This window comes from Bilifractor sp. LCP19S3_H10 (assembly GCF_052119185.1).
Lineage (GTDB): Bacteria > Bacillota > Clostridia > Lachnospirales > Lachnospiraceae > Bilifractor.
Genome location: NZ_JBQKFT010000008.1, coordinates 121,973 through 133,430 on the forward strand (window position 1 = coordinate 121,973; position 11,458 = coordinate 133,430).

At 39.1% G+C, this 11,458-nt stretch carries 11 protein-coding genes; 2 read left to right on the top strand and 9 right to left on the bottom strand.

Translation table 11 applies throughout. The annotated features are described in order from the left end of the window. Positions 1–17 precede the first annotated feature (17 nt). From ACTQZS_RS08405 to ACTQZS_RS08445, 9 genes are all read right to left on the bottom strand, one after another. On the bottom strand, positions 18–497 hold the full coding sequence (locus ACTQZS_RS08405) for a single-stranded DNA-binding protein (protein ID WP_441475424.1): 480 nt from the start codon (positions 495–497) through the stop codon (positions 18–20). Positions 498–536: 39 nt separating this feature from the next. After that, complete coding sequence (locus ACTQZS_RS08410; RefSeq protein ID WP_441475425.1) at positions 537–1,112, bottom strand: hypothetical protein; 576 nt, start codon at positions 1,110–1,112, stop codon at positions 537–539. After that, on the bottom strand, positions 1,109–1,486 hold the full coding sequence (locus tag ACTQZS_RS08415) for a hypothetical protein (protein ID WP_441475426.1): 378 nt from the start codon (positions 1,484–1,486) through the stop codon (positions 1,109–1,111). The genes ACTQZS_RS08410 and ACTQZS_RS08415 overlap by 4 nt, the downstream gene beginning before the upstream one ends. Positions 1,487–1,647: 161 nt before the next feature. Beyond that, positions 1,648–2,169, bottom strand: coding sequence for a hypothetical protein (locus ACTQZS_RS08420; protein WP_441475427.1), 522 nt, complete (start codon positions 2,167–2,169; stop codon positions 1,648–1,650). Between the two features lie 270 nt (positions 2,170–2,439). Then, the gene (recD2, locus tag ACTQZS_RS08425; protein WP_441475428.1) at positions 2,440–4,686 is read right to left on the bottom strand and encodes an SF1B family DNA helicase RecD2; all 2,247 of its coding nucleotides are present in this window, start codon (positions 4,684–4,686) and stop codon (positions 2,440–2,442) included. A gap of 49 nt (positions 4,687–4,735) precedes the next feature. After that, on the bottom strand, positions 4,736–6,043 hold the full coding sequence (locus ACTQZS_RS08430; RefSeq protein WP_441475429.1) for a YqaJ viral recombinase family protein: 1,308 nt from the start codon (positions 6,041–6,043) through the stop codon (positions 4,736–4,738). A gap of 204 nt (positions 6,044–6,247) precedes the next feature. After that, complete coding sequence (locus tag ACTQZS_RS08435) at positions 6,248–6,721, bottom strand: hypothetical protein (protein WP_441475430.1); 474 nt, start codon at positions 6,719–6,721, stop codon at positions 6,248–6,250. 17 nt (positions 6,722–6,738) lie between these two features. Further along, positions 6,739–7,275, bottom strand: coding sequence for a signal peptidase I (gene lepB, locus ACTQZS_RS08440; RefSeq protein ID WP_441475431.1), 537 nt, complete (start codon positions 7,273–7,275; stop codon positions 6,739–6,741). Then, entirely contained in the window at positions 7,266–7,565 is a 300-nt protein-coding gene (locus ACTQZS_RS08445) for a hypothetical protein (RefSeq protein WP_441475432.1), read from the bottom strand. The genes lepB and ACTQZS_RS08445 overlap by 10 nt, the downstream gene beginning before the upstream one ends. A gap of 395 nt (positions 7,566–7,960) precedes the next feature. On the opposite strand from ACTQZS_RS08445, the gene ACTQZS_RS08450 reads away from it, so the two are divergent. Beyond that, positions 7,961–9,589, top strand: coding sequence for a zinc ribbon domain-containing protein (locus tag ACTQZS_RS08450; RefSeq protein WP_441475433.1), 1,629 nt, complete (start codon positions 7,961–7,963; stop codon positions 9,587–9,589). A 364-nt stretch (positions 9,590–9,953) separates the two neighbouring features. Further along, a complete protein-coding gene (locus tag ACTQZS_RS08455; protein ID WP_441475434.1) occupies positions 9,954–10,676 on the top strand; it encodes a helix-turn-helix domain-containing protein in 723 nt (240 codons plus the stop codon). Positions 10,677–11,458: the final 782 nt, after the last annotated feature.

The following is an 11,458-nucleotide window of genomic DNA, read 5'->3' on the forward strand; positions in this document are numbered from 1 at the left end:
TTCTCTATAATTACAAATTAAGCAAATGGCAATTCTTCTTCAATGCCATCTGGGATGCTCATAAATCCTTCCGAATCGGTCTGCGGCTTCGTTATCTTCTTATTTTGAACCTGCTTATTGCCAGAATCAGATGTCTGTGTCTGATCCGAATCGGATGCTTTTACAGATTGATGGCCTTTGCTTTCCGCAAATTCCTGTTCTTCCACTACGACATCTGTCGTATAAACCTTGGTTCCGTCCTGCCTGGTGTAGCTTCCGGTCTGAATGCGTCCGGTAATGGCAATCTTGATTCCCTGACGGAGGTACTTTTCCGCGAATTCCGCCTGGCGGCCGAAGGCAACGCACCCGATAAAGTCGGCGGTCTGCTCGCTGCCTTCCTTCCGGAACCGCCGATCTACCGCCAGCGTATATCTCGCGATCGCCTGTGAGTTTTCTCCCTGCGAATAACGGATATCGGGATCTCTTGTTAATCTTCCCATTAAAATTACTTTGTTCATACATTTCTCCTTTCCGCTGCTTATCACAGCATTAACATATTAATCATCTATGAGAACGCTGATTCCATCGTTCTCAATTCTCACCATTTTAAATCCAAGAATTAATCTCTGTTCTTGGATCTTAGGCCAATATTTCTTATCCGGAAGATAATCCTCCGGTATCAGAAATTCTGAATGATTGCTTGTTTTAAGCAACCTGACCGCATCTCTTATTTCCGGTTTTTGAAACCACTTGAGAGGATTGAAATCCTCAAGCTTTTCTTCCGATCCGTTTTCATTTGAAACCGATTTAATTTCATCTGGTTTTTCTCGATCTTTTTCTTCCAGTTCAGTCTTATCCGTATCCACATCGATCCCTACTTTTGTGTAGGAAATAATGCCGTTTTTTTTAACGAGAATTGGATAAGTTCCGGTTTCAAGATGCGATATTTTTATCGCATCTTCCTGTTTATTTAATGACCACGATGCCGTAGGACCATACTGTTCCTTCACTATATGATCTATGATAACAAGTTCGTCTTCAGGTTCATTATTAACAATATTTTTTTCCTTCATCGAATCGAGGGCCGTTATTCCTAAATATAAAAGAAACGGCATAATTATCAATATTATCATTCCTTTGTCTTATGATCTCGAGGTTCAATATCCATTCTAAGAAAGGTATTGACCTTTACGATTCCAATAACTCCTTTCTGATTTTGATCATATGTTCTAAGTGTGCCTTTTATAAGCACTCTTGTACCTGGAATGATCCACTTTTGAACGTATTTGACTATATCTTGATCTGTGATTTCACAGTCAAATACGGCTCTTTTATTACTACCAAATAAATCTTCTGCTGCTACTTTAAATTTTAAAAGAGTAGCACCAGTTTTGGTTGTAATGACTTTTGGCACCTTGCCAGACAAGTCATTACATACCAAAGCTTTTGGTAGTTCAATAAAACCATAATTTCCTCCCGGATCACCGGCAGTCAATACGAAGCTCATGCTTTCACCTCCTTTCACATTTGTGTTTTTATTAAAATCAGCTTTCCGGAAGCTGTATGCCGTACTGCATTTGCAGTATTATTAAACAAAAAAAAGAGCCGGTAAGCACTTGGCTCATCGACTCATATAATATCTTTACATATCTATAATCTTATCATACTTCATTCATCAACCTTTTGCAAGGTTGTACCTGTCGGTTTTATTAAAATTGGGAGAGAAACGATTTTTGTACCGTCGTTTGCGGTATAAGCAACGTGGACATAGCCAGTGAATAGAAGCCCATCCTTCCATTTATAATCACTACGCATTGTCTGTATGGCATAAACGTTTCCTGTTTTTGTATCCCTGAAAAGGACATTTTTTTCATTGTGTAAAAAAGAAGTAAAACGTGATGCAAGATTCCCGGAATTTACTGTAATAACTTCTCCTTCCGTGATGGAATCATATTGCTGCTCCAAAATATAATGACAGTAAGTAAAGGTATTCCATAAAATAGCTGCTGTAATAATCAATAAAACCATCAGTAGGGCAGTGGCCATAAAAAATGCACAAACAAAAACAATTACACAGGTTAGAAAAGCAAAAATACTTTTCTGAAAAACGAGATTCATAAGTTCATCTGGAATTTCCTTCAGTTCACCATTTAAATAGGCCTTAATTTTCTCAAATAATTTGATAAACATTGTATCCCTCCATACAAAAGATAATACCATTTTTGTACGGTGGAAACTACTATTTTTTTACTATCACCATGATAGTGACACACTTTTCTAGAAGACAAACGGTGAGCTCACCACCGTATTTTTAGTCAACTCAAATATTACTATCACCGTGATAGTTGAAGGGGCGTGATAATATGTATTCTATTTTCGTTTAATAGAAAAAATTGAAGATTCTGTGTTCTATTTCTGTAATAATAGAATTCCCCTGTGTAATATACACAGGGGAATCCTTCAATTTGCTTTGTCATTACAGAATGGATTGATTTTATTTCTATACCACTCAATCATGTGACTTAGCGAAGTAAGTCTTTTGTTTGTATCAATACGGAGGATACAATTATGAAACGTTATCGGTGAGCCAAAAAGTAGGACTTCCTGTTTTGCTCTGGTGACGGCGGTGTACACCAGATTTCTTTTTTGCATACTCCTTGGCACAGATCTTGAAATGCCCATAAGTACACATTTATATTCACTTCCCTGTGATTTGTGAATAGTCAGAGCATATGCAAGGGTTAGTGCTTTAAGGTCTTCTGATCCTTTATATACGACTTTATTGCCCTGAAAGTTAACAGTTACCACTTTAATTTTATCCATAGTTTCACAACTAATAATTGTTCCAACATCCCCATTTACCACTCCTTTCTCTGAATTATTCTTGATATTCATTACAATGTCCCCTTCACGAAAAATTGTGTTGAATACACTGATTTCCCTTTTTGAAGGAGATTCCGGGTTTACTTCACTCTGTATCCTTCTGTTCATGTCAAAGACACCGATGTAAGGTGTTTTCTTTGTCGGCAGAAGGCAGCACACTTCTTCAACTCCATACTTGTCACAGCAGGAGACATAGGCCTTAGTAATTTCTTCAGCCATCTTCTCATCATTTTCATATTTGATAAACTCAAACCCCTTCCCGTACTTAAGAACCGGGTTTCCATGGTTTATCAAATTTGCATTTTCTGCAATGAGTTGGCCTTCAACTCCCGTCTGCCGATAAAGGCAGTTGAGCCTCACTGCCGGTATTCCGGCATCGATCAGATCACCAAGAACTCTTCCAGGTCCTACACTCGGAAGCTGATCAATATCACCAATGAGAATCAATCTCTGATTCTCATTCAAGCTTGACAAAATAGCTGCCGCCTTATAGATGTCAAGCATCGATGCTTCGTCTACAATAACAACGTCTTCTGTTATAGAAGACCTGGTATCGCAAACGTCGTTGACGCCATCATCATTATATAATTGGAGCTTACTGTCTATCGTAGTTGCTGGAAGCCCCGTACTTTCCATCATTCTTTTTGCCGCCTTCCCTGTAGGCGCAAGTAAGCAAAAAGTCATTTCTTTGCCTTCCTTTTTTCCACATTCTTTGAATATGGATATTATTAATTTTTCAGTCGTTGTTTTTCCAGTACCAGGCCCTCCGGTTATAATCGAAACCGGATTTTCATAGCAGCAGGAAACCGCTTCTTTTTGAGAAGCAGAAAACGAGACCTCGTTATTGAGCTCATATTTTCGAATAAGACGCTGAATTTCATTGTCTCTATGATCATAGAAATGCATTCCAATCTCCACAGCTTGTTTTGCCGTAGTCATTTCAGCATCATATGCTTCTTTTCGATAGATTAAACCTTTTCCAAAATTTGTCACTTTTATCTCGTGATTAATTTTGAGAAGATTGGCTGCATCTAAAGCCGATCTTTTATCCACGTTGCCAAGGACCTTCTTCATATCATCAAGCATTCGGTTATTGTCTTCTCCAAGATTTCCCCTCTGCTCATTCTGAAGAAGTGTTTCTTTCAGACCTGCTATTAGACGACTATTTCGGTTTAAATCACAACCATTTTTTTTACCTATTTCATCGCATTTTTCAAAACTGATTCCTGAGATTTCACAAAATCTCCAAGGATCTGTTTTGTAAAGGCTTGTTGCTACTTCTCCAAATCTATCATATATTTTTTTGCACTGAGAAGCAGAAAAACCTTCTGGCATTAAATCTTCCATGACCGAATTTAAACCATTGTTCTGTTTTCTCGCTTGACAAATTTCATACAATTTTTTGTCATTGATTCCTGGAATCCTTAGTAATTCTTCCGGGTGATCGTTGAGAATTTCTATTGTTTTTTCTCCGAAAGCATCTAAAATTTTTTTTGCGATTCTCGGACCAATTCCCGGAAATGGTCCGTTAATTAAATATTTTAATATTCCTTGCTCACTTACTTCCTTGTGGTCCTTACATTTGAGTAGTTTTCCCTGCCACCCATAAGTGGAATGAAAGACAGGTGTAAACATCATATCGTATCGAATGTATTTAGTTTCCGGTACGTTGTAGCCAGTGATGATTATATTTTTTTCACCGTCTACATATTTATCTATATTGCCATACGCTTTTAAAATTTTAAATTTTCCGATTTTAAAATCGTTGTCGTATCTGTTAATGATACAAACAAATCGGGTTACAACAATAACTCTTTCTTCCATGATTTTCTCCTTTCAACAAAAAAGGAAGAGGGCAGTCCCTCCTCCAGCTTTATTCCTCGTTTTTTTCTTTAAACTCAATATCCCAACGGGTATTGCCATTGAGCTCTCCGTGAATCCAGTAATCATCTTCTTGTTTGAAGCCTTTTAAAGCCTCTTCGTCCAGTACCTCCTTCTTGTGAACCGCTATCTTATAAAGGTCCGGTCTTTCTTTTTTAAACTTTTTAAAGTCAAATCTATCCCTTTTATGTCCACGGTGTTCGCGGACAATAAAAGTTCCTTCTTTTAGATCAAGAATGGCGCGGTCAGCCGTACCCATCAACCGGGAAAGACGATTTGTTTGAACACATTTTTCAGCCTCTAAAAGCTCTAATTGTTCATTTAACTCATCCATTTGATTATCTAAATCTATGATCTTGTTGATGGTATCCTCCGATTCCGGAGGTAGTATAACTTGCTGTTTTTCATTAGACTTCGCAAAGAGCCTCCCGTAAAAGGAGGATGTCAGAACCGGTGTGATTAAATCTTCCGGTTCCTCATCATTCAGAAGTGACTCAATAAAGTCTTTCTCTTTATTGATTAACTTTTTTTCCTCTTCATCATCATATTCTACAAACTGGTATGCGTAGCCGTTTAATTCAAGCGACCATACCGCTATGATCATAACGGCATCGGCATGAAATGTAGCCATTTCATGGCGGCATTGCCGTTCATAATATTCCGGTACATGACCGGATAGCCACAGCTTCTGTGCTTTATAATTATGGACGCCAACCGTTTTTGCCTCGATCAAAATAAATCGTGGCTTCCCGTTTTCTATCACTACTGCATGAGCATCTGTATCACAGAACATCCATGGATACTCGCGACTCACAAAAAGCCGTTTATCCTGCCATACAAATACATTCTTCTCGCCGTATTTCTCGTTTAAAAGACTTTCAGCGAGATATATTACATAGTCCTCCGCCAGATGCCCTCTTTTCAGAGCATTAGCGTTTTCTTCTTTGGGAACCGGTGGGATCCTGTTTTTTTTAAGATTCCAAAGTTCCGTTTTTGATACCCATGGGTTTGAAGCATAAATATCGGCAGTAGCAGCAGCCGATTCGGAAGCTGTAACTGTATATTTTATATTATTGATTCTCTGGAATTTTTTAAAATTCTCAGTGAGGGCTTTCTTTCTCTTTAGTTTTGAGAAATCCGCCTGTCTTGCAGCAAGCCAATCGTTTTCAGTCATGACTTTCTCACCCGGCTCACCTTCCGGCTCAACCTTCCAATTTGATACTGGCAGAGCAGCCTTTTCATCAAATGCTGCTTTCATTTGATTGATCTTCGACCAATCATATTGTTTTAGTGTTCCCATATGTTTGTCTCCTTTCCACAAAAAAAGACATACTTACGCATGTCTCACTTTATTTCCGGCTTTTCGGCCATATATATAAACAGCAATAAATGCTGATAATTTTATGATAAAAAACAAAAAAAGAGCCGACAAGCACTTGGCTCATCGACTCGAAAAATCTTATACAAAACTATATTTTAATTATGCACCATATATTTTTACCTGTCAAATAAAATACAGTGCCATAAGTGACACAGCGAATATTCCCGCCAAGGCAGCAAACCCTTTTAATATTTTAACATACGTCGTTTCCGACAATTTCCCCGGAATCGGTTTCTGCGCAGCATACATAGCTTCTGTGTATCCGCTTCCATTCACTTTGTTCAATATACGTTTTTTTTCATCGTCTGATAAATTTTCGTAACCACCTTTATTACTCGTAATGGAACTGTCTTCAGATACATCATTATTTGATGTATCTGTATCTTCTACCGGACTTTTTAGATTTTCTTCCCTTTTGATATTGTTTGATCTTACAGCCTCGGTTACGACTTCATCAGCCTGATCATTGCCTGCCTCAACAGCAACATCATCTTCGATTTTTCTATCTATATCACCGTTTTCCGTGATTTCATGTCCGCAGATCGGACAGAAAGGGATACTGTCTGGTATTTCATTTTTACAAATTGGACAAATCATGAGACATTACCTCCGTCCTATTTTTCCGTTGTTTTATAACGCACGATTATTTTTCCGGGAAATTCTGTAATAGATGGCAGACAATAAAAGACTCTGCCTTCGATATTTTTACGATTTACGTAAGGGTCAGGATAGTACCTCGAATCATAAGATTCTTCTCTATTGTCGCCCATAACGAAATACATACCTGACGGCACTTCATAGCTCGTGTTTCCATCCGTGATCACTGAACTTGGAAGATATGGCTCGTCCAACAACTTATCATTTATGAGAACTTTTCCACCCCATATAGTTATCTGGTCTCCAGGAAGCCCGATGATTCTTTTTATTACATCCTGCCCATCTTTACGAAAAACTACAATATCACCGCGTTTTGGGTTTCTTACCGAGTATGCAAGCTTATTTGTAACTACAACTCCTGATATGCTCGGCCGCATGGATGTCTGATTAACGGGATGAATTCCAAAAATCACTCCGAATAGAACTATTATTGTCACAGCATAGAGGAGAAGTGTTATGACTCTCCCGATTAATTTTTTAATTCTCATACCCATTCATTGCTCAAGTCAATCACATCATCATAATAGTCAATTGGTGCAGCTGGAACTAAAACAGCTTTATGATTTTCAAAAAAATTTCCTGAATCTAAATTATCTGTCTCCACGAAATACATCATATATCGATTGCAGTCCTTTTCGTAAGAAAGCGTCATCGAACATTTATGGCGTATTGCTGCTTCGGTCAATACGCCGACATCTTCTTTACCCAGAAGGTATATTGACTGCAACTGAGTCATATCTTCAAAGATTTTATCCGGATCCTGTTCGTTGTAAAAATGCAGCATATCTCTAGTAGTCCTCCCAATATCTGATTATATATAAAGTATATCATGAAATTATATTATTTTTTACGTTTTTTTTATTATATCCTATAATTTTTTATTTTGCTCGCATATCATATTGCGATCATATGATGTATAATATTATTCGATACAGCTTTTAATATGATACTTATTGTACGCCATATATCAGGATATACAGTGTACTAAAGCATTAGACATGTGAAACGACAATATCATTGGGCTACAAAAAACTGTGTTTAGGATGCTAAGCGGGAATCCTCGGTCATTCAATGGCCGAGATGAAAGCGTCATTCTGCCCGGATAATCTTTACTGTATGTAGCGGAATAAATGCAATAAATCATTGAATGATATCAAGCAGTATTGAAAGGCGTTTGTTATGCCAAAGGCGCGTCATAAGAAGACAACTGAATATCAGGCTTCCATGACGAAGGCTGTCTTTCTGTTTGGCAGTCCCAATACGGGGAAGCGGGAGCTGTTGGAAAAGATCCAGTTGTATTATACGGATCTGGTAAACAGGGACATTGAGATTTTGTCCAGTAAACCTGATCTGACGATGGAACTCGTCAAGAATGACAAGAAGGCGTCCGGGGTCCGCGCTCTGGAAAAGTCTATCCGCCCGGCAGGAGTCAATTCCGCTTTCTGTCAGAACGCTTTCGACTGTGCTTTTACCAAGCTGGCAAACCGGCTGGATGTCATCCGTATCAATATGTACGCGGAAAACCAGACGATCTTTACACAGTCAAAGGTATTGTACGCCATGTCGATCACAGGAAAGTCACAAGAGGAAATGGCTGCTGCCATGGACGATCTTGCTGCCCGGATCAAGAAGAAAGAGAGCTGTGCTTTCTATCAAAAACAGGCAGCCGATCTTCGCGGTATGACCGCTGACGAGTTCCTGTTTGCACAGAAGGAGTTCTCTGATTCCTACCTCTCGCACTACCTCAGCTTTGCTATTCCACATGTAAACCGGGAACAGGTCTCTCTGGACAGCAGGCTCATGCGTCTGGAAGTATCGACAAATACAACATATCCCTATGTCATCCGCATCACAAATCCCTACGCAAAAGGGGAACGGATTATTATTCCGATCCGGTGCAGCCGTGACGGTCTTCGCCGGATGAAACAGTACAAAGTCTCCAAGACGGTACATTATACCCTCTGGGGAAAAGACAAGATCCGCGTACAGGCTTCCTTCGAAAAGAAGCTGCAGGCACCAAACCCACAGAAATACATCGGCGTGGATACCGGCATAAACGACTGTTTCTGTTGCTCCGATGGACGTTCCATCGGGACAATGGAGCAGGTCATTGCCTACTACAAGAATGTTGTGGAGCCGTCCTTTGCGGGCTTGTCAGATCTGCGCAACAAAAAAACTAAAATCCTGCGTTTTCTTCGTAAGCACCAGAACCTGCCACAAGAGGTCCGGTTAAAGCTTTTGCGGAAGGTAGATCGTCTGGAAAAAATGATCCGTACAGCCGATCTGCCATACCGCAAGAAACGCCGTTACTACGCATGGCTTTCGGAAGAGGTGTCTACCGACGTTCGGCAGTACATCGAAAAAACAGACCGTGACACACTGACAGTACTGGAAAGGCTTGACATCAAGGAATTCCGCAAGAGCCGCAGGCTGAATGGAGAGCTTTCTGTTTTTGCCAGAGGGCTTATGCAGGAAAAACTGATGTCAGAACTGAACTGGCATGGTATGGCCTTCATTGAGGTAGAGCCGGATTACTCCAGTCAGACATGTCCGGTGTGCGGGCATATCGATGCGAAGAGCCGTAACGGGAAACAGTTCCGTTGTACTCTGTGCGGTCATACCGATGACGCAGACCACAATGCCTCTGTAATTCTCAAAAACCGCGCGACAGATCAGGAGTTTCTGGATGTCTGCGAAAAATATAAGTATGATCACAAGGGAAGGCAGGCAGCAATCCGGGCAATTGGAAAGAAACGATCCGACGCATGGACAAAAGCTAATTTCAAGATGATGAAGGCTACTGCCTAACCATAAAACAACGAGGCTATGGCGAAAGTCATGGTCCATATGAAGTACCGCGTCCTGTGCTCCGGCATGTCCGGGTATGGGCAGGTGTGGAGGAGGACTCCACTGCTATACGCCTACGCAACGTACGGCGGGTTGCCATCCGAAACTGCGGACAGCGAATTCCCGATGCTATCTGGAATCTAAAAGAAAAACAGCCTGGTTCCCCAGGCTGCAGATCTTTTATCTTTTCAGATGCTCGGCCATTCAATGACCGAGTAGTTCACATTGCCAACAACCGATCTATTTATAATATAGATGTAGTCGTTTAATACTTTTTAAACGACCACTTCTCGCAGGTTCCTCTCATAACAAGGAGAAATTTTAAATGATAGTAGCTGAAAACAAACAGAAAAGAGATATATTTTCAAAAAACCTGACAAAACTTAGACAAGATGCTGGATTATCGCAGCATCAATTAGCTGACACAATGAACATCATGAATCAAAATCAAAAACCGCTTGTACGAACCCAGACGGTTTCGTCCTGGGAACATGGGCATATTCCAAATCCGGCAAGATTGGATCTGCTCGCGCGCATATTCGGAGTGTCTATTGATTTTCTTACGGGCGCAATCAATTCGAATAACACAATGCCTCTTTCTTCCTTTAATTTGTATGACAAATGTACCAGAATTGAGCAAAAGGATTTGATTCAATTCTCTTATGAACCATTATTTTTCATTCCATATCATCCTAATACGACTGATACCGACGATTTAAATGGTACATGGGGCATCTTGTCACAAGATTCCAGGCATTTTATAACACTGAATTCAAAGATTCCTACACAAACCATGAGGGGTAATTTTTATACCTTAAGGCCATTACCATCCACAAAAGTTATTGGTCTCGAAGAAGCCAAAACGAAACAGAAGATTTTCGTTATTCCAGAAGGTATTGATCGTAAACTTGCGATTACTTTACGTGGTTGGTATTTTTACGATCATGATAAAAATATTTTTATCAAAACGGATCATGCATATTGTTTTCCAGAAGATCAATACGGTAGTAGATATCTTGGTTATGCGGATGTACCAGATGTTATATGACATTAATGGTTGTTAGACATCTCTTGCCTGTAGAAAGAATATAATAAATGTACAACAACAAATTTTGTTAAAGTTAATATTAAGCCTTCAAAAATCCTTTATTTATAATGTTTTACGGATTTTTAAAACGAAAAAAAGAGGACAGTTAACGAAAATATGAGTATAAAAAACGAATAAATGAGTATCAGAAAACGAAATTTTGAGTATATTTTTTTTGTAGGTAACGAAAAAATGAGGATACGATTACTCAATTTTTCGTTACCTATTTATTTTTATACTCAATTTTTCGTTATTCTAAATTTATAAGATATTAAGAACACATAGTTATCAACATTATTTGTTGATAACTATGTGCATAATATGTTGATAAGCTGTCGAGTAACGAAATTATGAGTATAAAAAAACTTGATGATCCTACGAAGGGGATTAGATAACGAAAAAATGAGTAGTAAAAAGGCCGAGACAGTGAGCAATGATCCACGGATAACGAATTTTTGAGGAATATGGGTTGAGAAGATAAGTGATACGGTTTGATAAAAGAAGAGATTTATTTCAGTTAACGAAAATTTGAGTATCAGATCCAGTTGATAAGAAGATAAAGTGAACCAGATGACGAAAATATGAGTATACTAGAGACTCGATGATCCTACGAGAGTGTCAGATAACGAAAAAATGAGTATTCAAAAGGCTGAGACAGAGAGAAATGATCCACGGATAACGAATTTTTGAGGAATGTGGGTTGTGAAGGTAAATTATATGGTCTGATAACGAAATATCGAGGA

What these genes read in the sequence shown, in the direction of transcription:
- ACTQZS_RS08405 (WP_441475424.1), bottom strand. Translation starts at nt 497, where the DNA reads ATGAACAAAGTAATTTTAATGGGAAGATTAACAAGAGATCCCGATATC.
- ACTQZS_RS08410 (WP_441475425.1), bottom strand. Translation starts at nt 1,112, where the DNA reads ATGATAATATTGATAATTATGCCGTTTCTTTTATATTTAGGAATAACG.
- ACTQZS_RS08415 (WP_441475426.1), bottom strand. Translation starts at nt 1,486, where the DNA reads ATGAGCTTCGTATTGACTGCCGGTGATCCGGGAGGAAATTATGGTTTT.
- ACTQZS_RS08420 (WP_441475427.1), bottom strand. Translation starts at nt 2,169, where the DNA reads ATGTTTATCAAATTATTTGAGAAAATTAAGGCCTATTTAAATGGTGAA.
- recD2 (WP_441475428.1), bottom strand. Translation starts at nt 4,686, where the DNA reads ATGGAAGAAAGAGTTATTGTTGTAACCCGATTTGTTTGTATCATTAAC.
- ACTQZS_RS08430 (WP_441475429.1), bottom strand. Translation starts at nt 6,043, where the DNA reads ATGGGAACACTAAAACAATATGATTGGTCGAAGATCAATCAAATGAAA.
- ACTQZS_RS08435 (WP_441475430.1), bottom strand. Translation starts at nt 6,721, where the DNA reads ATGATTTGTCCAATTTGTAAAAATGAAATACCAGACAGTATCCCTTTC.
- lepB (WP_441475431.1), bottom strand. Translation starts at nt 7,275, where the DNA reads ATGGGTATGAGAATTAAAAAATTAATCGGGAGAGTCATAACACTTCTC.
- ACTQZS_RS08445 (WP_441475432.1), bottom strand. Translation starts at nt 7,565, where the DNA reads ATGCTGCATTTTTACAACGAACAGGATCCGGATAAAATCTTTGAAGAT.
- ACTQZS_RS08450 (WP_441475433.1), top strand. Translation starts at nt 7,961, where the DNA reads ATGCCAAAGGCGCGTCATAAGAAGACAACTGAATATCAGGCTTCCATG.
- ACTQZS_RS08455 (WP_441475434.1), top strand. Translation starts at nt 9,954, where the DNA reads ATGATAGTAGCTGAAAACAAACAGAAAAGAGATATATTTTCAAAAAAC.